Genomic DNA, 26,480 nt, shown 5'->3' on the forward strand with positions numbered 1-26,480 from the left:
CCGGTAAACCTCCTCCAAAAAAGGCATCCCTGTAACCGTTGATTTCTATTACTTCTAACCCACAGCTTTGCAATTTTGCAGCCACTTTACCCGCCGCTGCCCCAAACATGGGGTCAAGAACGATCTTCCCTTTAATCCGGCAAATCTGGTTAAAATCAATGATTGTATCTATATGTTCCCAGTATTTGTCCCAGATATCAACGGAATGCACCAGTTCCGGTTTTGGCAGCTGATGATTTACACCACCGGCTATTACCTTGCCAATTTTTTCTTCCAGTTGAGCGGTAATCTCCGGACTGGCTGGCCCCGCATATTCCGGAATAAATTTAATCCCGTTATACTGGGGCGGGTTATGGCTGGCAGTCAACATAATTGCTCCGGCAGTATTCAAAGCCCGAATGGCATAAGCTGTAACCGGTGTCGGAGTGGGCCCCTGCAACCGGTAGACAGGAATGCCATTAGCCGTTAACACCGCCTGCACCTGATCAGCAAACTGTTCCGCCAGGAAACGGGTATCATGGCCTAATACTATCCCTTTCTGTGCTTTTTCCGTTTCCAGCAGATAGTCAGCAATACCCTGGGCGACAATGGCTACATTGGCAAAAGTAAAATCAGCAGCCATAATAGCCCGCCAGCCATCAGTCCCAAAACGAATGCTCATTTACATCCCTCCCAAACAATTCCTCTCCTAATTTATCTCTTTTTCCTCTCCTTTATGCGCCTGATTTGATACCTGATATCAAGATCCACCGCCAGCTTGACACCCTTACACATTTGCACTAGCCGGGAAGTAGTCCTTTCACCGATATATTTATCCAGTTCCGGCAAAGTAAAATTGGTAGTAACCACTGTCGGTAAATGATTGAGAAGGCGGTAATTAATAATAGAATATAGTTTATTCCGTACCCATTCGGAATAGTTATGGGCCCCCAGGTCATCCAAAATGAGAATCTCAGCTTGCTTGGCCTGAATCATGATTTTGCTTTCCCCGTTCTCATCATCATAGAAAGTGGCTTTAATATCATCCAGCAGCTCCGGCACAATTAGAAATACTACATTTTTGCCTTGCCTGATTAAGTCCCTGGCAATACAGGCTGCCAGCAGAGTTTTGCCACTTCCCACGGGACCATATATCACCAGGCCATCGCCAGCGCATCCCTGGACAACCTGGTTAACAAAATCGCGGGCACTACTAAGAGCCTGTTCAGCCAGCTGGCGATAGGCCAGTTTGCTACCAGGCTCAATCTTATCACTGCGATAAAAACTCAGGTCAAAATTTTCCCAGTCCGCTTCCGCTAAAAAGCGAAACAGGTGGTCCTGACGTTCTTTCTGGAAACCAGTACAATCACAGACCTTTCCAGTTGAATCATCCAGTAAAATGATGCCCCTATCCTGACAGAGTTCACATTTATACTTTATTTCTTTCGGTTGCTTGTTTTTATTAATATAGGCACCCAGTTCCCTTATCCTTTTCTGCAAAATCGAGCCCACAGGTTCCATTCCCGTCCCTCCTTAGGTCCAGACCTGTTCATATTTGCTATCTGGAGCCGGTTCAACCGGTTTTTCTTTGCGGATACGTTCTTTACCTCCCAGTTTTTGTCTGGCGATTTGTTCTTCAAACGCCTTGACTTTAGCCAGGCTATCCAGGCCGCGATTGCGCCAGTCAAGCAGGATTTTATCAATATATTTCAGGTTGCGTACCCCGCGTAAAATCCCGCGTTTTAATGCCTCTACCACCAGATCCTGTTCGTAGCCCTCGGTTATTACCCAGTTGGCAATCTGATCCATTTCCATGGCCGAAAGGGGTCTACCAAATTCCTGTTCAAATAAACGTCCTAAGGCTACCAGATCCTGTTTCTGATCCTCCAGCAGTTTTTGCTTAATCGCTGCCAGTTCCTGTTTTCTTTCAATGGCCCAAATACTAACCAGGGCCTGATAAAGCGGCTCTAGAGAATATTCTTCTTCCAGTGCCTGCCTGGCAACAATAAATTTGGGTTTAATGCTCAGCAACTTTTTTTCGATCAACGTGGCCAGCGTCTGCTGAACGGTAGTCTCCGATAGCCCCGAAAGCTCAGACAGCTCCTGGGATGTCGGAAAAAAATTTTGCTGCTGTCGAAAATAAAGCAGCAAAGTAATTACCAGAAATTGCTCGGGAGTTATATCCAGTGGTCCTAAGCCTTTCAATAAAAGGGCAGGAATACTGATGTTGCCATTGCCAGTCAACTCCGCTGCAAAACTGGCGGTAATATTGATGTCCATTTACCCTCACCCTACCATAAAACTTTCGTTATAAATGTGGTTTTTTCCAGACCTAAATCAAGTTGATAGCTGGCCGCCAGCTTTTGTTTGTTTTTGTCATAACAAACCTTAATAATGGGGCGAGTGGCCACATTCTTCTCTACATTAACCACAATTCCAATTTCCCCACTGCTCAACTGCACTACCGTCCCCAGAGGATATACCGGAATAAACTGGATAAAAGCCTTTACTGCCCGGGCATCAAAATAAAGATTTCCGCCACCGTACAAAAATTCAATAGCTTCATGGGGTAAACAACGCATCTTACCCCCTAAAGGACCGGTATAGGTATCAAAAACATCGGCAACCATTATAATTCGAGAAAATAAGTCAATTTTTTCTCCTTTTAGATGCTGAGGAAAACCGCTGCCATCCCAGCGTTCATGATGGTACAAAGCCACCCTGGCAATCGCTGGCGAAAACCCTTCTTCTCTAAGTATTTTATAGCCAATATTGGTATGCTCTGCACAGACTGGATTTACTTGTAAGGGATTTTCCAGATCTTGTTGTAACAGTTCCGGCTCCATCCTGGTACGCCCAATATCATGAAGCAAGGCCGCTGTAACCATTTCTTCCATCATTTCAGGGGTCAGATGCATCCCTACCCCTACCAGGGCGGAAAAAACCGCCACATTGATGGAATGCTGTAAAGTAAAATCATCGATGGCTCTTAAATCAAGATAAAACTTACTGACTTTTTCATTCTTGATGACTTTTTCCAGGTAATAGCGCGCATTTTGATAGATCCCTTCTATATTTTCCCGCTCTTGATAAAGTCGTACCGGTATATATTTATCCAGCACCCCTTGTGCCATCTGTAAAACTTTATCAACCAGGACTTCTCCTGCTTCTGTGATCAATGTGCCCGGGGAGCAAATAGCCACCTGGGAGAGCGCCATATTCTGAAGCCGATTAATCAAACTTTCAGTTAATACCGTACCTTCAGCTACCAGAATCATACCATTGTCTCCTAGTATGCTTTCAGCCATGATCATTCCAGGCTGCAAGTCTCTGACTGCAATTTTTTCCATCGCTACGCTCCCCCTCTCCAACCTACTAAAACTAATTCGTCACCACTTGAATAAATTCCTGCCACTTTTCCCGCAAATTAAAAGACGAAGCACACAGGCTTCGTCTAACCAGCAATCTTGATGGCTGTAATCAGTTCTTTTTCAATAATTTCCACATCTAACAGGCACCGTTTGGTGATTTCCGGATCTTCTATGGTTTTTAGGATATCCTTGGTTTCATCCAGATAGTATTGTAAAATGCGCACCAGCAGATTGATCAGAGCAGCATCTTCACATTCAACCGCAAACCGTTCCCCTTCCACCGGGTTTTTCACGGCTGGATTTATAACTTCTTTGATTATTTTCTGCTCAGCCAGAATTTTTGCGATTTCTTCCTGATCATGAGTGGAATTAAGAATTTTATCGGAGTGCTGCAAGTAATGCCAGACGGCACTGGCCAGAATATACGGCAAATGTTCGCCACTCTTGCTGAAAATAATCCGCATGTTGTTTCCTCCTTATTCGCCCAAGTTAGGTACAGCAACCCCCTTTGTTTAGCTATATTATAAAAGATTACCCTGGAAAAAGCAAGGGACCCTCACCCTTTATCTTGCAGCCAGGTCAGTTAGCAACTGCCCTACAACCGCCCTGGCCTGTGCTATGCTGTCACTGATACTTTTCGGTCCCTGACAGGTGCCACAGACATAAATCCCTTTTTTCGAGCTCTGGTAATTTCCTGGCTCCAGATTGGCCAGAAAACCAAACCGGTTCTGTTCAATCCCCAGGGTTTGGGCCAGTTCAGTCAGCTCATTTTCAGGAGTAATAGCAGTAGATAATACCAGCAAATCAAATTGCTCGCTTTCTACTCTTCCGGACAGGGAATCAGTATAACGTACTGTCACCTTTTCATAAGGGAAGGAAAATACTTTAGCAGGAATGCCCCGGACCAGTTTAATCTGAGCTACTTCCTCAATTTCCTTCAGGTACTTGTCAAAACTGCGGCCAAAAGTTTGAATATCCATGTAAAAAACTGCGATCTCAGAATCTGGAAGCTCATGCTTGATCTTGCGGGCCAAACGCAGAGCATACATGCAGCAAACCTGAGAACAATATTCATTGCCTAAAGCCAGATCCCTGCTGCCTACGCATTGAACAAACCCGATTTTCTGCACTCCGGGATAGGCTTTGACAAACTTCCCTTCCCTGGCCAGAGCCTGTTCCAGCTCCAGAGCCGAAATCACTCCCCGCTGCCAGCCTAAGCCCAGCTCACCCCGCTTTTCAGGAGCCAGAGGAGAGAATCCGGCTGCTACGATAATTCCGGCTACCTGGATTTCCACTTCCCCGGCCGGAGTCTTGAGTTGCACCTGGTAGTTGCCAGGTTGTCCCCCGCAGCGGCTGACACGGCTATGCAGATAGACCTTAATTCCTTCTTCAGCCTCCACTGCTGCTCTGGCCTGCAAGACCAGACAGGCAGAACATTTAGCACAGTTGTTTGTCGCTTTGCAGGCATAGGTGGCCGCCTTACCGCCCAGGACCCCATCCTTTTCTACCAGATGAACGGTAAAACCATTTTTAGCTGCCGCCTGGGCAGCTGTCAGACCGGCAATACCGCTTCCTATCACCAGCAAGTTATTGTTACTCACTTTACTCCCTCCTTGCCGGCTCTAAATAGTCGGGCGCGGCAAAAGTCCTGCCCTCTCCACAATGGTCGGAATAATCTCTTCCCAGGCGACCGCCATAATGTGTACCCCGGCAATTCCCTTCATATTGCGTAAATACTTAATCTGCTCAACCACCAGATTAACAGCTTCTTCCTTTACATCCTCCGCCTTTTCCAGGCGCTGACAGATTTCCTCCGAAACCATCATCCCTGCCACATTTTTCTGCATATATCTGGCCGCCTTGGCAGACTTAATCGGCATTACGCCGGCCAGAATATAGGCCCTTTCATGTAATCCCCGTTCTCGTACCAGCTCCATCCAGCGCTCAAACCGTTCCATATCCAGAATACACTGGGTTTGGACAAAATCGGCACCGGCATTGATTTTTTTCTCCAGACGGGTTACCCGAAATTCAAAGGGGTCAGCAAAGGGGTTAGCTGCACAGCCAAGGAAGAACTTGGGAGGCTCGCTTTTCATCTGTTCCCCGCACTGGAAATAGCCTTTACGCATTCCATCCAGAGTCTGTAAAAGCTGAATGGAATCCAGATCCCAGACGTTCTTGGCCATGGGGTGATTACCAAAACGCTGATGGTCACCGGACAGACAAAGAATATTCTTTATCCCTAGAGCTGCCGCCCCCAGGGCGTCTGACTGCAATCCGATGCGGTTCCGATCCCGGCAGGTCATCTGGATAATGGGCTCAATTCCCATATCAACCAGGATTTTGCCGGCAGCTATAGAAGACATCCGTACGATCGCCGTCTGGTTATCTGTTAAATTGAAAGCATCAGCGGCATTGCGTAAGTGCTCTCCGTGTTTTTTGATTACATTGGCATCACAGCTTTTCGGTGGCCCAATCTCACCGGAAACCACAAACTCGCCCCTGCGTAACAGTTGTTCCAGTTTACTCCCCGCTTTCAAGGTACAGTTCCTCCCTTACCAGTTTTCTCGGCCCTCCATCCCGGGCTGTAGTCCAGTCTTTCGGTGGCTGAATTTCCAGCAAGCGCTCCACCAGACCCAGGCGCTGTAAACGGTCATGGATAAGCTGCCAGCCACAATCAATATCTTTGGAGATTTCGCATTTACCGTTTTGGGAACCGCCACAGGGACCATTGAGCAGGTTTTTGGAACAACGGGCGATAGGACAAACTCCTCCGGTAATGCTGAGTACGCAATTGCCACAACCCAGACATCTTTCCGCCCATTCCCCTACTTTGAGGTTAATGCCCATAAACTTGGTATTCAGGGCCGGATGCACCCTTACCGCCGGGAATCGTTCTGCAACCCCCTGCACCCCTACACCACAGGCAGTGGAAAGGATAGCCTCAACTTCCGGTACCATTTCCCTGACCTGGTCTATAAATTCATAATCGCATTGTCTTTCTACCGTAGCCTCTAAAACTTCTAAAGGTTGCCCGTTTTCCTGCCGGGCCAGGCGTAGCTGTTCTGCCAGTATACCTACTTCCTTTTCACCACCGGCCAGGCAGACAGTCACACAGCCCCGGCAACCCAGTAATAAAATCTTTTTATAATTGGAGACAGACTGTAAGATCTCTTCCAATGGTTTACGATCAGCTACTATCATTTATTTACCACCTTCCCCGGCTTATCCCCTAAGGCTGCCAAACGTTGAGCAAAAGCCAGTATTTCTTCCGCAAGTTGAGGGCCCATATTAGCTGCCAGATTGACAAAAGCCATTCTTTCCGCATTTACGCCCATAGAGGCCAGCATCTTGGCCACTCCCTGCCAGCGCTGTTCTGCCCGGTTATTACCCCGAAGGAACTTGCAGTTCTCTTTCTGGCAGGCCAGCACCATTACCCCATCAGCTGCTGCCAGGCTCTTATAGAGGTAAAGCACATCCAGCCTCCCTGAACAGGGTAGTTTGATAGCTTTGACCTTCAGTTGGGAGGACAAATTGGGTCGGGCCGACTGATAGGCCAGCCAACCGGAATTTTCACAGCAAAATGCAATTATCCTGGCCATCAGTTTACCGCCTCCTTTAACTGTCCCAGAATTTCCTGGTCCTCATAGCCTGGCATGGTAATGGCCTTACCTGGACATTCAGCCGCACAGATTCCACACCTTCTGCAGGCAATAGGATTCATATAAGCCACCGAACCATACAGGTTGTTATAGCTGGCATAATCATGTTTAATTTCAATGGCACCATGCGGGCAACAGCGATAACAGGTTAGGCAAACAACACACTTTGCCGCCTCTACTCTGGGATAGTTTGCTATTACTTCCACTTCAGCAGCAGGCAGCTTTTGCTGAATTTCCCCCGCAACCAGAGCCGCATCCATCAAAATCGCCTGGTAAGTGCTGGGAGCATGGGTATTTCCAACTACATATATACCTTCCCGGGAAGTGAACTGTGGACCAATATGAACATTATCTTCACCCCGGAAATCATAGGCATCCAGCCTAATACGGAAAATCTGTCCTAAAACCCTGGCATCCTCGTTGGGCACAATCTCTTCCGGAATAATCAGCCAGTCAGCCGCCACCTTGAAGCTATTCCCTGTAGTCTGCAGGAAGGGATCCTGATAGGCTACCTCGATCTTATCCCCCTGCTTAATAATTTGCACATCCTTTTCATAACGGTAAAAATTTACTCCCGCTGCCCTGGCCCGGCCAAATAACTCTTCCAGTCCTTCCTGGGCCACCTTCATGTTTTTGGTAAATACATGCACATCTTTGTGATAGGTCTCCCGCAAAAGAAGGGCATTTTTCAAGGTGGAAATATAGGGCATATAGAAATTTTCCGTAGTTTTGCCCAGGATGAAAACATAGGTCTGCCCCTTGACCTCTGTCTGTTTTATGGCCTTTTCCAGGCCCAGCAGCCCTAAAACCCGGTCATTCATTCCCAAACCACCATATTTGGCCGGGCAGAGTACCGTCTGGAGGCCAATGGCAATTACAACAGCCCCGGCATTAATGGCCTGCTGACCCTGAGGCCCGGAAATCAGTACCCGGAAATTTCCTGCTACACCAAAACAGTCAACTACCTGGCTCTGCAGGAAAACAGCCACATCACTATCAGTAAGTAATTGTTTTTTTAATTTTTCAACAATTTCAGCTGGTTTTTCCCTGGTTTCTACCAGTGAAGCCAGTTCGGCAAAAACCCCTCCCAGCTGATCGCTTTTTTCCACTAAAAATACCCGGTGGCCAAGGCGTCTAAGCGCAGCAGCAGTTTCCATGCCGGAAATGCCCCCGCCAATGATTACCACATCCTGATTAACCGCAATCTTTTCCCTCATCCCTCCGACACACCTCAATTCCTTCTAACCTCAAGTTGAACCATAGAGGTAGAGAGCTTCCCGGGGATGGGAAGCTCTCATCAACCACCCGCCTCTTAGCGCTGGCGGAATATTTTCAGGTAAGAATCACAGTAAATGGTCTGGTTCAACAGAATGCTGGCAGTAGCTGCTGCATCCACCAGGTCATTATCATTGGCATCCATGATGGCGGAATCCAGGCCGGCAGCCATGGCCATGACCAGGAAAGTACGGTTTATCAAGGGCCGGTTGGGGCTCTTCTGGGACACATTGGACAGGCCTATAGTAGTCCGCGGTGCGGGACTGGCCAGCATCTTGATTTGACGCAAGGTTTCCAGCACTTCCGGCACATGGTCCTGAGCCACATTCACCGGCAGAATGAGGGGGTCTATATAGAGGTCAGTCATAGGAATGCCATAAGCATCAGCATTGACCACCAGTTCTCCGGCAAGAGCGATTCGGGACTCAGCATCCTTGGGTACACCTTTTTCATTCATGGCCAAACAGATAATAGCTGCTTCAAACTGCTTGGCCAGCGGGAACAGGGCATCCATTTTCGCCTGTTCAGCGGTGGTTGAGTTGATCATGGCTTTGCCTTTGGCAGCCTTTAAGCCAGCCTCAATAGCCAGTACGGAAGTAGAGTCGATAGCAACCGGCAAATCAACCACACTCTGGGCAGTTTTTACCATCCAGGCCATGATTTCTGCCTGTTCTTCCTGACTGGCAATGGGTCCGGTGTTGATATCCAGCCAGTGGGCGCCCCCTTCGTACTGCTTGATGGCCCACATTTCAATGGGTTTGGGGTCCCGTTCAGCAACAGCCTGCCGAATATCCTTGAACAAACCATTAATTCTTTCACCGATAATTTCAAACATTCAGTAAACCTCCCTTTTTCTCCCGGCCCAAGGCCTTTCTTTTAGTATTGTGCACCCTTGCTGATAGCAGCAACATGGTCCTTAAACTGTTTCAGGGAATCAGGATGCCGCATGAGGAAGAGATGCCCCCCTGCCTGAAGCAGTGTGGTAGCGGTCATAACTTCCCACAGGATAGCCCGGGTATATTGTCCGCCCCAATCATAACCTTCAGGAGAACCTTCATCCTTGGCTTCCTTGGCCTTCCAGGATTCCTGACCAACAAAGCAGATGATGGGCATGGCCAGCATCTTGTCACCGGTCAGAGCACCCAAACGGGCCCGTTCCATAATGGAGTAAGCATATTCAATACCATAGCCCAGAGCACCGATCAATGGGTCTATAACAATCCGGTCAGAAGGCAGATTCATTTCTGTAATCAGAATGTTCAGCTGCTTGGCCAGGTTAATGTCCAGCGGAGATGAAGCAATTACAGAATGACCATTAACCAGGGCAGTAGCTACGATGGAATTGTAGTTTTCCTGAGTGGCGCAGCCAATCAGGCAGTTTTTGCCTTGCAGCACTTCCCCCACAGTGGGGAAAATTTCTGCGTCCTTTTCTTCAACCCCACAGCCCAGGACAATCAAGGGTACATCGATAGCATCTGCAACCGCCTTGGCAGTTCTGGCTACATCTTCAGCGCTGGCATTGCCTTTGTCAGGATGCGCGCTATCCAGGCGCAATGCCACCGCATCAGCACCAAATTCAACGGCCTTTTTCGCCCAGGCCACGGGATCAGACAGTACATCTCCCCAGGCGTTCTTCAGGATTTCCGGCCAATCTTCCGGATAGACATCAGATACTTCCAGTGCAACTACCGGAGCATTAGGAACTTGCCCTTCAAAAGTCAGATAGGGTAAGGTGGAGTCTCCACCAACTTTAACTGCTTTAGGCCCTTCGCCGATAGTGACTTCCGCGACTTTGGAAGTCCAGCGTTCTTTCAGGATGGTAACAGCCATTTCACCCGCTCCTTTCGGATTTATTTATGTTTCTGCTCAATAGAAGGGAATAAAGACAAATCAGTGTGTGGCAAAAATAGCGCCGAAACGAATTCATCCATAAAAGTATTACCCACACTTAATTCCAGATAAGTCATCTTAGCTGCAATCTCGTCGACTTTGGCTCGAGCCGCCTGGGAAGTGAGGGCCAGGCAGGCTCCTTTCAAGGAGCTATTGCCGATGAACCTGTACTTTTCTTCCGGTAAATCCGGCAGGAGGCCGATGGTAACCGCATCTTTTATGTTGAGATAGTTACCAAAGCCACCAGCGATCAGAATTCGATCTACCGCTTCTAATGGCAGATCTACCATTCCCAGCATTACCCGAATACCGGCGAAAATCGCTCCTTTAGAACGAATGAGGTTCTTTATATCTGCTTCCGAAATGGTTATATCTTGTTCTATCCCACTATCCTCTGCCCATGCTAAAACAAATTCCGGTCCTTCTTCTCCCTGTCTTACCCGCGGATGTTTTAGATTGGCAAACTTGCCAGTCCGGTCAATAATTCCGGCATCCCGCAGGCGGGCAATGCAGTCAATCAATCCTGAGCCGCAAATACCCACGGGCTTGCCATTGCCGATGGTCTTCAATTTTACCTTCCCGTCACTACCGATTTCGACCCGCTCGATTGCTCCGTACATTGCCCGCATACCAAACTTGATACCGCCTCCCTCAAAAGCCGGACCTGCGGAACAGGAACAGGCAATCAGCCAATCCTCATTTCCCAGCACCATTTCGCCATTGGTACCGATATCAATCAGGAGGGTTAATTCCTGTTGTTCAGCCATGCCTGTGTACAGCACACCGGAAGTTATATCGCCACCGACATAACTGGCTATACTGGGCAATGCATGAACCCAGGCTTCCGGATCAACCAGTAAATCCAGCTCCTTGGCTCGGATAGGCGGTACAAAATTGATGGTGGGGATATATGGTTCCAATCTGATATAATTGGGGTCAATGCCCAGCAATAAATGGGTCATGGTAGTGTTGCCAGCACATACGACCGCTTTGATTTCCGTAGGGCTTATGCCGTTTTTCCGGCACAATCCCTGTACCAGTTCATTAATCGTTGACCGAACTGCTTCTTTTAGCTCCTCCAGTCCGCCGTTGACTTCAACCGCATGCACAATTCGACTGATTACATCATCGCCGAACTTGGCCTGACGATTATACGTTCCTCTAACATCTAACCTCTCGCCGGTGATGAGGTTGATTAGCTGTACTACTACCGTGGTAGTACCAATGTCAACGGCAATTCCGTACAGAGGAGAATTATTCTGTCCCGGAGATATGTCAACCACTTCCGTTACCCCGGCTCCTAAAGCCAGAGTCACCGTTACCTCCCAATTCCCCTCCCGTAATGCCTGGGCTAATTGAGCCAGGGCTGACAAACGGATCTGGATGTTGCTATTTTCAGTCTGCTTGCGCAGTAGTGTCAGCAGGCGGCTCCAGTCATCTGTATTGTCTGTCAAGCTTGGAGGTGAAAGCTTAACCGTTTGCCGCCAAATCAGCCCAGGTCCAGACCATCTTTTTTCATCTATTTCCTGCTCGGTCAGGGTACCAGCCCTTTTTTCATCAGATGTCAACACCTGATGTTCTGCCAGACGGCTTTCCAGAGGAATTTCAACAACTATGTTATCTTGAACTTTAGCCTGGCAGGCTAATACCCAACCCTCATTCAGTTTCTGTGGTGAGAGATTGGCTGTTGCCCCCCGTTCCACTTTACCGGACTGGACAATCACCGCACAACGACCACAGGTCCCCTGACCGCCACAGGTGCTTTTAATGGCCAGGCCTGCCTTCTGAGCGGCTTTCCAGATGGTAGTGCCCGCTTCGACTTGTACTTCAACGCCGTCAGGCAGAAAGTAGACACGATGCAGGTCCATGTTTTATTTCATCTCCTAATTCCAGCGCTGTTTCAAGAAAGAAGGTATACCGGAGGATTCCCGCGGACCGACGATAACTTCAAATCCGGACAATTCCGCCAGCTTACCGGAGAGAACGGCAACGTGCCCAGGAATGATAATCTTGTTATGGTTGATCTTGTCCTTAATGCCCAGGTTTTTCAGATCTTCGGCAATCTTTTCAGGTGAGTATTTGCCTGCCGCCCAGGCTGTCAACACGGAGATCCCATCTGTATCAATGGGTATTACATAAGCAGGTACCCGGGAAGCTTCCACATCACCGGCTACGCAGAAATAAGTAAGCGAGAAGTTAGTGGTGATGAAGACAGGAGCATCCGGACCAGGATTGCCAATTTCATAGATTTTAGCTTCTACCGCAATCGGCTTCTGCGGGTCAGTGTAAATGTTCAGCCGCAGAGTGATCAGCGGTAATACCACAGCCGGATCGGCACTGCTGATAACCACAATACCGGCATATTTTGCAATATATACTCCCGCATCGATGGCTTCCTGCAAGGGGTTCTCAGGATTGCTGGCAAAGGCAATCGCCGGATAGCCAAAAGGACGGAACTTTTCTTTCAGGGCCTTACGGCGGATCTGGGTCAGATCACCAAGAGCCTGAGCTACTTCCCTGGCGCCGGAGTCGATGACCAGTTCTTTCCATCCAAGAGCAGTTACCTTTTCTACCAGTTCAGCCAGTTCATTCAGGTTACTGCCTTTTACAGCCAACGGCACTTGATATTTCTTGGCCAGTTCAGTCATCGCTTCATAGTTTTCAGCAGTAGCAGCATAAACCAGGGGCTTGCCAGCTGCAGCTACTTCCAGGGCCTGGCCCATAGCATTAACGTCAGAAGAAATCAGAATCAGCGGGTACTTGGTTGCGCCCTGAACGGCTTTAACAGCTTCTACGAATTTGCCGGCATCACCAGAGCGGTTCACTACAGCCACCAGATCCACTTCGTGAATCTGACCAACCCGGTCAAAGACCAGCTTGTTGATAGCATCCACTTTCGCTGCAATTTCTTCAGCACTCATGTCATCGTAGACTTCAATAGCAATGCCAGTGGGATGTTCGAACCGCTTATCATGACGGAACAGGACAGTTTCATTACCAATGGACAGTTCCTTTTCACCGGTTCCGATTTTAACCAGAGCGATAGGAGGAGCAGAAGCTGCACCCAGGAATTCTTTAGCAGCATCACTTACATAGGGACATGCTTCCAGGGAAGCTTTACCAGCGGCCAGCTGCATAGCAAAGGCCAAACATGTCGGTTGCCCACATTCTTTACAATTCTTTTTAGGCAACTGTTTGTAAATCTCCAGACCGGTTAATGCCATTCTCTAAACCCCTTTCCAATCTTTATTTTAATGGAGTCAGGAGAGGTCTATCCCCCTCCCGACCCCAAACAATCTTTGACTTAGAACAGCGGATCCATGGTCAGGGCCGGATGGCCTTTTTCTTCCAGGAAGGGCAGGATTTCATCCGGGGTGGTACCCACTGTTTCGTCAGCGATCTTGTCAACAAAGTCTCGGCCCAGCCCCAGTTCTTCAGCCCTTTCAGCCAGCTGCTCTCTCATCTGTTCCTTCAATTCTTTGGGCATCCAAACAATCCGGGCCAATCCGCCATCTGCAGGAATGAATTTCTTGGAAAGCATATAGGACTTACCAATCCCCATGAAACCAGGCAACTGAGCGCCACCACCGCAGGTACCTGCCAGGGTGGAGAAGGTCATACCACAAGGAGTTTCCCCGGCATGCTCCCGGTTAACCACCATGATACCATTCAACTCAGGCACAATGGCCAGAATGGCTTCAAAGCAACCACAGGAAGTCATGGGGTATTCCATAATGGTATAGAAGTTAACATGCTCAATTGTGCGCTGGGAGTTGTTGAAAATAAACTCATCGAAAGACTTCCAGCGACCTTTAATCGGGTCTTCACACTCACCCTTGGGAATGGGCTGGTTAGCACCATGGGGGTTAATCTCATAGGCAGCCTTGGCATCCAGCCAGCTAACCGCACCACAGAGACCAACCCGTTCGGGAGCAACCACGCAAACGTGGGTAGGAGCAAAGGACTGACACAGAGTACAGCTGTAGAAGGTATCTACACCTTCGTCGGTCAGCTCCCGCAAGCGAGCATCCCGCTTGGCATATTTCTCCCGGGCCACTTCCCGCATTTCCACAACTTTTTCCTCATCAGTGATAATGGTTACCTGCACCCGGTCGACGATGGCCGGAAACTCGGACTTAAACTTGGCATAGAGGATTTCCCCGAAATGCTTCATACGGAAGCCTTTCTCATAAGCGCCCTTGCTGATCCGCAACCAGCACAGATCCCGCTGGGCCACGTGCCAGAGACCTTCACCATAGTTGATGAAGTAATGGATCCGTCTTTCCAGCACTGGCTCGAAGTCTTCCTGCATCTTGCGGCCAGCTACATCGACAATAATTCCGATAGGATAGGCCTTGCCTTCTTCCATCTGATCCACATCAGGTCCAATCAGTTCGATCTTATGGTCTTCCACATCATCCAGTGGCATCATCCGCACCAGTTCGAAGCCAGGCTTACGGCCACCGCCGAATTCCACATACATATCTTTCTTACGGATGGATTCCCCTTCGAAGGCAGGACCGATGGTGACCGGTACGGGAATATCCACGATTTTGAGCTTGATGCCCCGCAGTTCCATGGCCACCTGGACCATTTTCTTGTAATCCTTTTCAGTCACAAACCAGTCAGGCAGCTCTTCCTCCAGATCCTGGTCGGTGATGCAGGGGAAACCGAGGTCAATGGCACCAAAACCGGCAGCAATCCGCACCTGATCCAGTTCGCCCAGGAAGAGGACGAAAGCACGAACCCGGCGAGCCTGGTAGTCCAGCATTTCTTCCCGGCGGCCAGGTTTGATACCCCCGAAAGCCAGACCAGCGCGCAAGGCGAAGTTAACAGCATGAATAACCTGAGTGAAATCCCCCAGCGGGAAAGCAATATAATCTGTACCCAGTTTGATGCCGGCCTCAATACACTGTTCGATCACTTCATTGCACAGCATCAACATCATGCCTTTGGATTGCAGGTCCTTGATCATTGCAGCCAGCTCTTCTGTACTGCGGGCCTTACCGACAATAACTGCAACCCCGGGAATAGTAAAGTCAACCAGAGGTACACCGAATTTCCGCAAAATCCGGTCATTGAGGAAACCGGTGAAATAGTCACCCGCATAGGGATCATTGCCGTTAACATACTTAATAGCCTCAATTACTTCGGCAGCATAGAGGGTGGCTTCTCCGGCCAGTTTGGCATTTTCAAAAGTAAGAGCCTCTCTCAGGTACTGGTTTTCCACCCGGCTCAGAATAGGCGGCAGATCACCCAGTTTGGTCACTTCTTCCCCGCTCAGGGAGAGCATAACCGGCAATTTATAGGCCGTATCCGGATAGGCGATAGGCGCTTCCGGACCATACTCCTGCAGAGCTTTGTCCAGCAAAATTTTCGCATAGCCAAGAGCGATTATCGCTCCCTCATATGCATCTTTAAACAAAGTCTGTGACATCTTTCCTCCTCCTTACCTTCCAATATGGGCTGTTGAGATGTTACTTACCAGCCAGTTCAGCAGCCTGGGCCAAAGCCTTTTTGCGGATGCGCAGACGCCATGCCCGTTCTTCCAGTTTGTTCAGCATCTTTTCAGCAGCCTTTTCATAATCCTGTTCCAGAATCAGGTAGCCACCAAAGACATCTTCAGCGATATTGGTGACCACTCCATAGACCAGTTTGGAGCCTTCCACAGGAACCAGGGTACCGACATGAACAGGCATGCCCAGAGTTACACACCAGCTACCAATGGCAATGGCCTTCTCACTCATAGCCTCAGGCGCAGATGCCACCCAGGGAACTCTTGGTGTATCTACCCCCAGTTCATCCGCCATCAGCATCAACAAGTCGCTGGCCCGGCTATTATCAACACAGGAACCCATATGGAAAACCAAAGGAAGCTTTTCGCTGATCTTACCGGCATTGGCTTCATTCAAGCGATTCAGGAAAGCCTTCAGGCCAGGACCGGCAAATTCCTCAACCGCCTCACCGTTCAGCAGGCCATGTTTAGCAAAAGCTTGCGCTGAACAGCCTGTTGCCACTACGAACACATCATTGGCTACCATTTTCTTAATCACGCCAATGTGTTTTTCATCCTGCACACCTTTCAGGTTGTTACAACCGGCGAAAAGCGCCACACCCTTGATTTCACCATTCAAAATGGCATCAGTTAAGACACTGATCGGACGCTCGGGATTGATGGCAGCGAAAATCTCCAGTAATGCCTCCAGACTCCAGCCACCGACAACCTTGTTCTTGATTTGCGGGATATAGACCTTTTGACCATCTCTTTCTTTGTAGTTTTCAATGGCCAGACGGATAACCTTGCGGGCATTTTCCATGGCATCTTCTTCATTGAAATAAACATGATAGGCACCAGGAATCTTGGCGATATCGGAAGTAGTAATCAATTTGGTATGGAAGCATTCACAGACCGCCTGCAAGCCGGGCATAATACACTGAACATCTACTACCATGGCATCTAAGGCCCCGGTCATAATGGCCAGTTCCTGAGAGCCAAAGCTAGTGGCAATGGGCACACCCTGGCGCATCAGAACCTCGTTACCGGTACAGCAGATACCTACACAGTTGATGCCTTCAGCCCCGGCAGCTTTGGCTTCAGCTTCCATTTCCTTGGCAGCCCGGACAATCAGTTCACTCAAGAGGGGGTTGTGACCGTGAACAGCGATATTGACTTTGTTTTCCTTGATTACCCCCAGGTTAGCTTCAGTGACAGTGGGGACAGGAGTGCCGAAAATCACGTCAGACAGATCAGTACTGATATGCATGCCGGTATAGTCACCCATAGCAGCTTTCAGACCACCAAAGATAATGGATACAGGATCAGCATCCATACCCATGTGAGTCTGGCTTAACAGTTCTACGATAGCACTATTGATACCTGCAGGCATGGTCTTGGTTTCCCGCAGTTTCTTGACCCGGCCTTCGGTAACAGTTGTTTTAACCCAGGTGGCCTCACCGAAACCGCTGAGTCGCTGATAATCTTCCAGAGCTGCCAGAGCCACTTCCTTGGCCAGTTGCTCAGGGGTTTTCCCTTCGGTTTCGATACCGATTCTTGCGGCGATTTTCTTCAGTTTGTTGATATCCTTAATTTCATAGTCCTTGGTCTTGCCTTCAGCAACATGCAGTAATGCCATTGCAATATGCCGACCATGATCGGAGTGAGCAGATGCACCACCCGCTACTGCGCGTACCAGGTTACGAGCCACAATAGTATAGTCAGTAGCTCCACAAATACCCTTGTTGCCACCCTGTTTTTTGGGCATAATCCGACACGGGCCCTGGATACAAATCCGGCAACAAATACCATTACTGCCGAAACCACACTGAGGCGACTGGGCTTTGGCCCGATCAAAAGCGGTAAAAATGTTCAATTCACTAGCCCGGCTCAGCATCTGCAACACACCGGGGTCAATGGACTTTTTTTGTTCGCTCATTCCCTTCCAAACCTCCTTAATCGTTTGTTACAGGTTAAAACCATGCTAATTAAATATCCCTGTTCCCTACCTCCTCCTCCAGCCTTTTCTTAATCTCTTTTAAAGTTTTATAGATAATCCCTTGCGGGCTGATGGCAACCCCGTCTTCCATCGCAGTGTCCACAGCCTCGTCATCATAGGGAATAATACCTAACAATAAATCCTGAGGCAGTTTACTGCTTAAAAACTCTTTTTCCTTCTCAGTTCTGACTTTATTACCGATAAAATAAACCCGGTTAATTCCCAGATCTTCGGACATTTTCTTCACCTGCAGAGCAGTGCCGACACTGTTCAGGGAAGGTTCTACCACTACCAGCATGGCATCCACTCCACGGGCTGTGCCCCGGGATAAATGTTCTATACCGGCCCCCATATCCAGGATAACCACATCATTTCTGTCCAGCAACAGGGAATTAACAACAGAATTAAGAAAACTGTTTTCTTTACAATAACAGGCTTCACCGCCTTTTTTCAAGCCCCCCATCCGCAAAAAGTTAATATTGTCCTTTTTCAGGCAATACTCCTCCAGAATCTCATCCACATCTGGATTCAAGGTGAAAAAAGCGCCCCCGCCGGCGTTCTTGGCATCGATGATTTCCTTCAGTTCGATGACCGGCCGGTGTTCCTGAGCAACCTGGCGCTCGATGCCAACCCCCTGGGCCAAACAGGCATCAGGGTCAGCATCAATGGCAAAAACCCGGGGATGATCTTCAGCAAAAATCCTTACCAGCGTTGATGCAATCGTCGTTTTACCTACTCCGCCTTTTCCTGAGATGGCTAGCTTCATTCCATCACCCCCCCCTATTTCAGAAAATTTCTAATAATATTAACTTAATTATTTCGTCGTTGTCAACAAAAATCCTGCTAGGTGTTGAAAAATAATCTTGAAATGTTGTTTCTGTTATACAAATGGTCAGGTCGGGTTATTAATAATTATATTTCGACACAAATTGTTAATTCCCTGCTAGTTCCCAAAAAATTCTGAAAATAAATACAAAAAGAAAAGATACCCGCACTTGCGGGCTAAAAAAGCAAATATCTTTTTCGGAGTATCCTGTATTCAACAATTAACAACAAAATAGAAAGAATAATCAGCGCTCCTGCTACACCGCGCCAGAACAGGATTTGCCTCAAATTTTTAGTTAATCTATTGTGCAGCTCCCGTTCCCTTTGTTGCCAGTTGGCCTGCTGAGTGGCAATGTTTTTTATAGTAGTCTCGTTGTCTCTGATTACTTTTTCTTTTTCAGCCAGCATCTCGTAAACCCGGGCCAGAGATTGTTGCCAGAGGGAAATTTCTTTCTGCCATAACCGCAGTTCACTATTCTGTCCTAATGCCAGCGACGGTAACGGTGGACTTGACAGCCGTCGATTTACCCAGGCCTCCAGTACCTGATTGTAAATTTCTCCCGGTAATATTAAACTCTGGTCACGAGGCATAAGCCCAGGCCCTTTCCAGATTGACAGGTAATTGCTTGAGTCTTTAATATTTATTACTAACAGCGTTCCGGGCCAGACGCCAGCCTGGTAGATTGAGCCATAGAGATTCAGCAATTGCTTGTTTAATCTGCTCAAATGTTGACTGCTGGCAACAAGTTGAACCTTCAAAAACTCCGGTTTTTCGGCTGCCCAGGAAACTTTAGCCCGGTTGAGGATTTCCTCAGACGCATCCTGAACAATCTTGTCATAAGCTTGAGTAGCCTCCTGGTTACTGTAAAGGGAATCGGCCAGATAAAGATATGCCTGCAGTTCAGCTGCGGGTTTCATATCTCGCACATTATCGGGATCAGGTATTTGTAGCCAAATACCTTCCCCGGCTAAAGCTCTAACCGCCGATAAATTGCTGATTTTTTTACTGTCACCGGTAATGTCAATGATGATTGTGTGTTGTAAACGTCTTTCTTCTGCCTGCCTTTTTTCCTCATCAGGCGGATTCGCCAGAACCGGTTGAGCCAAAGCCAGGTACAATAATAACAAAACAAATAATCCAGTTTTATTTCTGAGCATAGACTGGCCCCCTTTATCGTCCTACTTCGTTAACATATATATAAGCCAGTCCAGCTCAATATGACTACCAGTCCATTATTTAGCTCGTACCACTTCCACCATTTTCATAATGATGGGTCTGGGAACCTGATATAGTTGCCAGTTCTGGTCTTCAAAACTCTTTCTGACAAAGAGTGTTCCTGCACTCTTCCCACCTATTGCCACTACGATATGATCACCGTTGATTTTTAACTTGTTGCGGTTTTGGAGTTGCTGAACATCCATCAGAAAAGCGCCAAAGGAAGGTACAGCACTCTTGACCACATTAATATTGGGAGGCAAGCCGCCGCTGTTTTTCATAATCTCTTTGGCTTTAGCTGGATCTGTTACATCCCCTTCGGGTATGATAGCATTCTTGAACTGGCCAGCTTCCGCAAAATAGACAGCTTCTTCTAACAACTTCTTGACTTTAGGATAAAGGGGGTGGTCACTGCCCATAATGATATCATTGCCCTGATTGTAGAGTATGATTTGACCCATAGTAATTGCAGGCACTTTTTCCTCTTTAACCTGTTGCGGCTGCTTCAGCCCCAAAAAATAATAAAGGAGACCAATTCCGATTAGTGTTATGACTACTACAATAGCTAATGTATATTTTCTTTTTTTCATTCCTATCACCTCCAAACAAAATTTCTACAAAAAAAATGATTTTCCTGCTTGACGAAGCAGCAAGAGTGCGTTATAATTTCAAATGTCTCACGGAGGAGTTCCCGAGTGGCCAAAGGGAGCAGACTGTAAATCTGCCGGCTGACGCCTTCGTAGGTTCGAATCCTACCTCCTCCACCATAAAATATAATACATGCGGACATGGCGGAATTGGCAGACGCGCTAGATTCAGGTTCTAGTGGGCTCACGCCCGTGGAGGTTCAAGTCCTCTTGTCCGCACCAAATCTGCAAACTAAATCCCCTAAGATGGGGATTTTTATTTTACCAGAGAAAAGGCCAGCGTCTACCCCCAAACGCTGGCCTCCAAATATTAAACTTCACCAATTAGAAACAAATAATCATTATAATAGGTAAGTACTTTTTGCTGCAGCTGGCTGTCACCTACCTGTTTGGCATGCCGCATCAGACGCGTCAGAATCCGTTCCAGGTCCGGATCCTGCCAGTCCAGATCAACCAGCTCACCCAGCTCCTTCTGAATTTTGCCTGCCAGTTTTTCTACCGTCATCTTTTGTTCCTCCCCTTTGATGTTTTTATCTGTGAAAAGCCAGTTTAAATACCGGCTTGATGGTCCCAACTACAGCATTATGAAAATTTTTAACTTCAACTTGCCAGTAGGAAGCCAGTTTATTTTTCTCGGTAGAAGTCAACCAGCCCAGCTGTTGTAAGGCCTCGATTAATATCGGCCCCAGGGCCCGCGGATTACCATCTGCGATTTTTAGCGCCAGGCCCTGGCCCTGGTCAACCAGGCCGACGCAATAGACTCCTTCATATCCCGATTTGGCCAGTAAACGCCCCCGGGTAACCTGCATCAAATCAGTACATATCCTGTCACTACCTGCGACATAGTAAGGAGAGGAGATCATTGCCCTTACTACTGTATCAGCCACATAAGTGCGCTGAGACGAAACCAGTCGAGCATAAGCCATTGCCATACTTTTAAGGGGCAAATGAAAGACCGGCACCCCGCAGCCATCAACCCCAAGGCCAATATCTGTTACCGCCTGGTCCGTATAGTTACTTACCATATTAAGCATCTCTTGCTGAACGGGATGTTCAGGCAGCCAGTACCCCTGGGTATCCCAACCCTTACAACGAGCCAGGGCCAGCATGCCCAGGTGCTTGCCCGAACAGTTGGAGTGCCAGGGCTGGGGTTGTTCTCCCCGCTGCCGCATTTCTTGAGCTGTTGGCCGATGGGTTGGGTAATGTAAACCGCAATGCAGTTCTGTTACATCAGCCTGGATTTTGGCAGCCAACTGCTGAGCTACCCGGATATGCTCCGGCTCAGCATTATGACTGGCACAAAGCAAAGCTATTTCCGCCGGTTCCAGGTCAAAGGTTTGCACTGCGCCTGCTTCGATTACCGCCAGAGCCTGTATTGGCTTGGCTGCTGAACGCCAGAAAGTTTTATAGTCAGGGTTTCCGACAGCCGCAAGGATAGTTCCATTGTGGTCAGTAACTACAATATGTCCGGTATGAACACTCTCTTCAAGTCCGTTGCGCAAAACCTGAGCTAATATTTCCACTTTATTCATGACCTCCTTGCCATCTAACTTTATTATTTCGCTGTTTTCTGCTAAAATCCTACTTATAAACCTGTGAACAATTTCATTAAGTAAGCGGGAGGGATTATACTTGTATCCAACTCTAACCCTGGCCCCGGGCCGGCAAAAGCGCCTGTCTACCGGTCATCCCTGGGTCTATGCTACCGAAATTGCTTCGGTCGACCCCAGAATTGAGCCTGGCTCAATTGTCGATGTCGTAGATTTCCGTGGCCGTTTTATCGGCCGCGGTTATTACAATCCCCGTTCCCAGATTGCTGTCAGGCTGCTTACCCGCAAAGATGAAACTATCGACCGGGAATTTTTTCGACAAAAATTGCTGTATTGCCTGAAACACCGGCAAAAAGTAATGCCCGAGGCAACTTCCTACCGCCTGGTTTTTGGCGAAGCAGACTTCTTGCCCGGGCTTATCATTGACAAGTTTGAAGACTACCTGGTCATGCAGGTATTAACCCTGGGCATGGAAAAACAAAAGCAGCTCCTTACCGAATTACTGGTGGAACTGTTGCAGCCCAGGGCAATCTATGAACGCAATGACGTCAATGTTCGGGAGCTAGAAGGCCTGGCTCAAGTTAAAGGTGTCCTCTATGGAGAGTTTCAACCTGAAGTAATAATCAAAGAAAACGGTCTCTCCTTCCTGGTCGATATGGAAAATGGCCAAAAAACCGGCTATTTCCTGGATCAGAAGGAGAACCGGGCTGCCATTGCCCCTTATGTCAAAGACAGAATAGTGCTGGATTGTTTTTGTCACACTGGCTCCTTTACTGTTCATGCTGCCCACTATGGTGCCCGCTCCGTTCTGGCTCTGGATATATCGGAGCACGCCATTGCAACAGCGCGGAGAAATGCCTCCCTGAATGGATTAGAAAACAGTTGCAGTTTTCAAGTAGGCAATGCCTTTGATGTGCTGCGGGAAATGGACAGGGAAAAACGCCGCTTTGATGTTATAATTCTTGATCCCCCTGCTTTTACCAAAAGTAAGCAAACTCTGGAAGGCGCCGTACGGGGCTACAAGGAAATTAACTTAAGGGCAATGAAATTACTACCACCTTCCGGTATTTTGATCACCTGCTCCTGTTCTTATCACATGCAGGAGGACTTATTTCTGGAAGTAATTGAAAGCGCTGCTCTTGATGTAGGACGGCAAGTGCGCCTGCTGGAGTTAAGGCGACAATCCAAAGATCACCCCATTTTGCTGGCTGCCAAAGAGACCTATTACTTGAAGTTCTTAATCCTAGAAATTCTTTAAAACAAACTCTTGACAATCCGGGGTTTTTGCGCTAATATAATCAATGTCAGTCGGGGCGTAGCTCAGTTTGGTAGAGCGCCATCTTGGGGTGGTGGAGGTCGCTGGTTCAAGTCCAGTCGCTCCGACCAGTTAAATGTGCGGACATGGCGGAATTGGCAGACGCGCTAGATTCAGGTTCTAGTGGGCTTACGCCCGTGGAGGTTCAAGTCCTCTTGTCCGCACCATTAATTGAAAGTAAAACCGGTTGGTTATACCAACCGGTTTTTATTCTTCCTTTTGCCAGTAAAGCTTAACTAGATCACCTGGCTGCAGGGCCTGGGAAAACTGGCTGATTTTATCATTTACCAGCAATATGGCTTTTGCTCCCGGCCAGGGGGGCTTGGGAACGAATCCTACCAGGTCCAGAGCGTGCACAACCAGCATCCCTTCCTGCCACTCTATTTCCCGAGCCTGTCCTTCCAGATCCACGATAATTGTTTCCCGGCGCACCTCATATTCAATCCAGTCTCCGGGCCTGATTTTTGCCTCCAGACCAGCAGGTTGCTTGTTAAGATATATTTCCCCTTTTCCGATCTCTATCTGCTGCCCTTGTAAAAATTGGGCTACAGTTAAATCCAGTCCTATTTCTACCGTAGCCAGATCAGGTATAAAGCTATCCCAGGCCACCGTCTGGCCGTTAATCTTTACTGTCCAGGGCCATCGTACCTCCTGACCATTAAACCAGAACCGGCTATATACTTCCCCCTCCCAAATCTCCTTGACGCGGACCCTGGCATCTGCCCCCGGTTGCCCCGGAGAATAATCGATCCTGTCCCCGGGCCTAACTCGCGCCGAATAATCCACCAGCTGGCCATTCAGCCAGATTTGACCTGGCTGACCGGCTTCCCCTTTGACCAGGCGCAATTGCCCGTTCAGGGTAAAACTCAAGGCCATTCCAGGTTTGCCTAAGATTTCCCGCAGGGGTACTCCAGCCTCCCGTAATACCTCCAGTACCTGGGGAGATTGCCAGCCAAACACATCGATATCCTGGCCATTAACAGAACAACGAAAGCGTTTGAGACTTTCCCCTGCTAAAGCTGTTAAACCGATCCCCAGAGGGGTAATCATATCGGGGCCATCAAAATCTTTCGGCCACTTGTTTACCCACTGCTGCAAAGCATCCTTGCCTTTGATGCCTACCCGGTTACTGCTGAGACCCAGCTCATCAGCCAGCAACGGCGCCAGGCCCGGAGTCAGGGCACCGCCCCCGACCAGCAGGACCGCCTGTACCCCTTTAGGGGCTATTGCTAAAATTTGTTGACCTATCTTCTGGGCCAGCTCTCGTACCCTGGGTTCCAGCAGTTTTATTATTTCACTGCTCTCAGCATGGTGTTTTTGGCCCAGGATATCAGTGTATTCCAGCTTATCTTTTTGATTCAGCCAGCGTTTAAGACGTTCTGCTTCATTAAAATCCAGTAGCAAGAGCTGGGCTAGAGCTTCGGTGATTTCATCTCCTGCCTCAGGAACCATCCCATATCCCTGGATTGCTCCTTGCTGGGTAACCGCTATGTCGGCAGTTCCGGCTCCGATATCCACTAAAGCAAGAGACAACTGCCGCATCGCAGGAGGTATTACAACCCGGGCAGCAGCTATTGGCTCCAGAGTCAGGCTATCCATACTCAATCCCGTCATATCCAGCACAGCCTGTAAGGAATCCACTACTTCCCGGGGCAAAAAGGTAGCAATCAGCTCGACTCCGATCCGGTTCCCTCTCTGACCGACAAGGTTGGCAATTGGCTGTCCAGATAAATAGTAATGTACTATGCTGTAACCAACACACTGATAATGCCAGTCCAGTCTGGTCCTGGTAACATTAGAACGAGCTTGCTGTAAGGCCTCTTCTTCCAGTTCACTGATATCTCCTGCCTGAACCGGCTTTCCCCAATCCCAGTCCTTTTCCAGCCGTACTCGCTCTGTACGCAAAGAACGTCCTGCTGCCGCTACGGCCACGCTCCTTATGGGACGCCGCGCTTTTTTGGCCAGCTGCCCGACCACATGCTTTACTGCCGCTGCTACAGCCGGTATATCATGAATCTGCCCGTCCAGCATGGCGCGATCAGGATGTTCCCAGCGCTGGCAGGTAACCACTTTCAAACCCTTTTCTTCTTGTTTCAGGATTAAACCAATTAATGTCCTGGTCCCTATATCCAGGACCACCTGATATTTCTCCTCTGCCACGCTCTCACAGCCTTTCCCATACACTCCCATTCAATATTATGCTGTTGGTAAGAAATAAAACGCCAGAGCCATCACTATGTAAGTAACCAGCAGTTGAACCCCCTCCAGCCAGTTAGATTTGCCATCCAGAGAAATTAAATTGACGATTGTAATCGATACTGCCAGTGCCGCCAGCTCAAAGGGTTGAAAAATCAGGTCCATGGGTCTGCCAAAAATCAGACTGGCAAACACCAGCACCGGGGCAACGAAGAGAGCAATCTGAATCGAGGAACCCACTGCAATCTCCAGGGCTGCATCCATTCGGTTTTTGCCAGCCATCAGCACTGCAGAGAAATGCTCAGCTGCATTGCCAACAATAGGAACCAGTATTACCCCGACAAAAAGCTCAGACCAGTGCCAGGTAGCAATAACCTCTTCCAAAGCGCTGACCAGAACCTCACTGGTGACAGCCACCAGCACAGTAGCTCCGGCCAAAATAGTAATGCTTTTTCTCAATGACCAGCAAGGTTCGTTCTCCTCTTCCACCTCACATACTGGCGCCAGGATTTCACGATGAGTAACCAGGGAGAAAAACAGAGCCGCCAAATAGACGAGAAAGAGGGCGACAGCTACACCAATGCTAAGCTGAACAGCCCTGTCGGAATGGGGTTGATGGGCTGAATACATAAACACAGCCGGAATAACCAGACCGGCAACGGCCAGAGCCAGCATGGTGGAATTCACACCAGCTGCCTGCTGGTTAAAAGATTGTTCCCGGTGTTTTATCCCACCATATAACAGGGCAAAACCCAGTACCAGCAACAGGTTGCCCAGTATAGAACCGGTGATGGATGCCTTTACCATTTCAAACAAGCCCTTTTTGATGGCAATCAGGGTGATAATCAGCTCAACGGCATTGCCAAAAGTGCCATTGAGGAAACCCCCGATCCGCGGTCCAGTGAAGTGGGCCAATTCCTCCGTAGCTTTACCCATCAGGGCGCTCAGAGGTAGGATGGCCAGGCAGGCAGTAAGCAACACCCAGCCGACAGAAAAATGCCAGTATTCCAGTGCTATGGATACAGGGACAAATGCTAGCAGCCAGTAGAAAATATTCATTT

The 26,480-nt window shown here is 48.5% G+C and carries 23 protein-coding genes, 4 tRNA genes and 1 pseudogene; 5 read left to right on the plus strand and 23 right to left on the minus strand.

The annotated features are described in order from the left end of the window. From JDF658_RS00780 to JDF658_RS00870, 19 genes and pseudogenes are all read right to left on the minus strand, one after another. Positions 1-661: pseudogene (locus JDF658_RS00780) on the minus strand (phosphoglucomutase/phosphomannomutase family protein); the annotation flags it as partial. 32 nt (positions 662-693) lie between these two features. Beyond that, complete coding sequence (locus JDF658_RS00785; RefSeq protein WP_079906169.1) at positions 694-1,500, minus strand: ATP-binding protein; 807 nt, start codon at positions 1,498-1,500, stop codon at positions 694-696. A gap of 12 nt (positions 1,501-1,512) precedes the next feature. Continuing rightward, complete coding sequence (locus tag JDF658_RS00790) at positions 1,513-2,259, minus strand: DnaD domain protein (RefSeq protein ID WP_078665820.1); 747 nt, start codon at positions 2,257-2,259, stop codon at positions 1,513-1,515. 11 nt (positions 2,260-2,270) lie between these two features. Then, positions 2,271-3,329, minus strand: coding sequence for an HD-GYP domain-containing protein (locus tag JDF658_RS00795; protein ID WP_079906170.1), 1,059 nt, complete (start codon positions 3,327-3,329; stop codon positions 2,271-2,273). A 104-nt stretch (positions 3,330-3,433) separates the two neighbouring features. Further along, positions 3,434-3,814, minus strand: a complete 381-nt coding sequence (locus JDF658_RS00800) for a hypothetical protein (protein WP_078665818.1) — start codon at positions 3,812-3,814, stop codon at positions 3,434-3,436. A gap of 99 nt (positions 3,815-3,913) precedes the next feature. Further along, positions 3,914-4,951, minus strand: a complete 1,038-nt coding sequence (locus JDF658_RS00805) for an FAD-dependent oxidoreductase (RefSeq protein WP_079906171.1) — start codon at positions 4,949-4,951, stop codon at positions 3,914-3,916. A gap of 21 nt (positions 4,952-4,972) precedes the next feature. Then, positions 4,973-5,890 carry a methylenetetrahydrofolate reductase gene (locus JDF658_RS00810; protein WP_078665816.1) on the minus strand — a complete coding sequence of 306 codons (918 nt, stop codon included), beginning with the start codon at positions 5,888-5,890 and terminating at the stop codon, positions 4,973-4,975. Then, entirely contained in the window at positions 5,874-6,554 is a 681-nt protein-coding gene (locus tag JDF658_RS00815; RefSeq protein ID WP_078665815.1) for a methylenetetrahydrofolate reductase C-terminal domain-containing protein, read from the minus strand. Before JDF658_RS00815 ends, JDF658_RS00810 begins: the two co-directional genes overlap by 17 nt. Then, positions 6,551-6,952: a hydrogenase iron-sulfur subunit gene (locus JDF658_RS00820; RefSeq protein WP_078665814.1), complete on the minus strand. Its 402-nt coding sequence runs from the start codon at positions 6,950-6,952 to the stop codon at positions 6,551-6,553. Before JDF658_RS00820 ends, JDF658_RS00815 begins: the two co-directional genes overlap by 4 nt. Continuing rightward, a complete protein-coding gene (locus JDF658_RS00825; RefSeq protein WP_079906172.1) occupies positions 6,952-8,229 on the minus strand; it encodes an FAD-dependent oxidoreductase in 1,278 nt (425 codons plus the stop codon). Before JDF658_RS00825 ends, JDF658_RS00820 begins: the two co-directional genes overlap by 1 nt. Positions 8,230-8,324: 95 nt before the next feature. Next, the gene (locus JDF658_RS00830; RefSeq protein ID WP_078665812.1) at positions 8,325-9,122 is read right to left on the minus strand and encodes a methyltetrahydrofolate cobalamin methyltransferase; all 798 of its coding nucleotides are present in this window, start codon (positions 9,120-9,122) and stop codon (positions 8,325-8,327) included. Positions 9,123-9,163: 41 nt separating this feature from the next. Further along, positions 9,164-10,117 carry an acetyl-CoA decarbonylase/synthase complex subunit delta gene (locus JDF658_RS00835; protein ID WP_078665811.1) on the minus strand — a complete coding sequence of 318 codons (954 nt, stop codon included), beginning with the start codon at positions 10,115-10,117 and terminating at the stop codon, positions 9,164-9,166. 20 nt (positions 10,118-10,137) lie between these two features. Then, entirely contained in the window at positions 10,138-12,045 is a 1,908-nt protein-coding gene (locus tag JDF658_RS00840) for an ASKHA domain-containing protein (protein WP_079906173.1), read from the minus strand. A 15-nt stretch (positions 12,046-12,060) separates the two neighbouring features. Continuing rightward, complete coding sequence (gene acsC / locus JDF658_RS00845; RefSeq protein ID WP_078665809.1) at positions 12,061-13,401, minus strand: acetyl-CoA decarbonylase/synthase complex subunit gamma; 1,341 nt, start codon at positions 13,399-13,401, stop codon at positions 12,061-12,063. A gap of 80 nt (positions 13,402-13,481) precedes the next feature. Beyond that, the gene (gene acsB / locus JDF658_RS00850) at positions 13,482-15,614 is read right to left on the minus strand and encodes an acetyl-CoA decarbonylase/synthase complex subunit alpha/beta (RefSeq protein WP_078665808.1); all 2,133 of its coding nucleotides are present in this window, start codon (positions 15,612-15,614) and stop codon (positions 13,482-13,484) included. 40 nt (positions 15,615-15,654) lie between these two features. After that, positions 15,655-17,610 (minus strand): anaerobic carbon-monoxide dehydrogenase catalytic subunit, encoded by a 1,956-nt coding sequence (gene cooS, locus JDF658_RS00855; RefSeq protein WP_079906174.1) that lies wholly within the window; start codon positions 17,608-17,610, stop codon positions 15,655-15,657. Between the two features lie 49 nt (positions 17,611-17,659). After that, entirely contained in the window at positions 17,660-18,436 is a 777-nt protein-coding gene (locus JDF658_RS00860; protein ID WP_078665806.1) for an AAA family ATPase, read from the minus strand. 236 nt (positions 18,437-18,672) lie between these two features. Next, complete coding sequence (locus JDF658_RS00865; RefSeq protein WP_079906175.1) at positions 18,673-19,653, minus strand: hypothetical protein; 981 nt, start codon at positions 19,651-19,653, stop codon at positions 18,673-18,675. Positions 19,654-19,728: 75 nt separating this feature from the next. After that, positions 19,729-20,301 (minus strand): hypothetical protein, encoded by a 573-nt coding sequence (locus JDF658_RS00870; RefSeq protein ID WP_078666682.1) that lies wholly within the window; start codon positions 20,299-20,301, stop codon positions 19,729-19,731. A gap of 91 nt (positions 20,302-20,392) precedes the next feature. Between JDF658_RS00870 and JDF658_RS00875 the strand changes: the two genes are divergently transcribed. Both JDF658_RS00875 and JDF658_RS00880 read left to right on the plus strand, forming a co-directional pair. Beyond that, positions 20,393-20,478: transfer RNA gene (locus JDF658_RS00875), tRNA-Tyr, on the plus strand. 15 nt (positions 20,479-20,493) lie between these two features. Next, a tRNA-Leu gene (locus JDF658_RS00880) sits at positions 20,494-20,580 on the plus strand. 88 nt (positions 20,581-20,668) lie between these two features. Here JDF658_RS00880 and JDF658_RS00885 read toward each other — a convergent pair. Together JDF658_RS00885 and JDF658_RS00890 are read right to left on the minus strand one after the other, a co-directional pair. Next, complete coding sequence (locus JDF658_RS00885) at positions 20,669-20,863, minus strand: hypothetical protein (protein ID WP_079906176.1); 195 nt, start codon at positions 20,861-20,863, stop codon at positions 20,669-20,671. A 25-nt stretch (positions 20,864-20,888) separates the two neighbouring features. Further along, positions 20,889-21,890 (minus strand): asparaginase, encoded by a 1,002-nt coding sequence (locus tag JDF658_RS00890; RefSeq protein WP_079906177.1) that lies wholly within the window; start codon positions 21,888-21,890, stop codon positions 20,889-20,891. A 100-nt stretch (positions 21,891-21,990) separates the two neighbouring features. On the opposite strand from JDF658_RS00890, the gene JDF658_RS00895 reads away from it, so the two are divergent. From JDF658_RS00895 to JDF658_RS00905, 3 genes are all read left to right on the plus strand, one after another. Continuing rightward, on the plus strand, positions 21,991-23,166 hold the full coding sequence (locus JDF658_RS00895) for a class I SAM-dependent rRNA methyltransferase (protein WP_079906178.1): 1,176 nt from the start codon (positions 21,991-21,993) through the stop codon (positions 23,164-23,166). A gap of 51 nt (positions 23,167-23,217) precedes the next feature. Next, a tRNA-Pro gene (locus tag JDF658_RS00900) sits at positions 23,218-23,294 on the plus strand. A 9-nt stretch (positions 23,295-23,303) separates the two neighbouring features. Next, positions 23,304-23,390, plus strand: a tRNA-Leu gene (locus JDF658_RS00905). Between the two features lie 40 nt (positions 23,391-23,430). Here JDF658_RS00905 and JDF658_RS00910 read toward each other — a convergent pair. Beyond that, entirely contained in the window at positions 23,431-25,383 is a 1,953-nt protein-coding gene (locus JDF658_RS00910) for a cell division protein FtsA (protein ID WP_200805622.1), read from the minus strand. A 36-nt stretch (positions 25,384-25,419) separates the two neighbouring features. Further along, positions 25,420-26,478 carry a calcium/proton exchanger gene (gene cax / locus JDF658_RS00915; protein ID WP_079906180.1) on the minus strand — a complete coding sequence of 353 codons (1,059 nt, stop codon included), beginning with the start codon at positions 26,476-26,478 and terminating at the stop codon, positions 25,420-25,422. Positions 26,479-26,480: the final 2 nt, after the last annotated feature.

Origin of the sequence: Carboxydocella sp. JDF658 (genome assembly GCF_002049395.1) — a bacterium.
Taxonomy (GTDB): domain Bacteria; phylum Bacillota.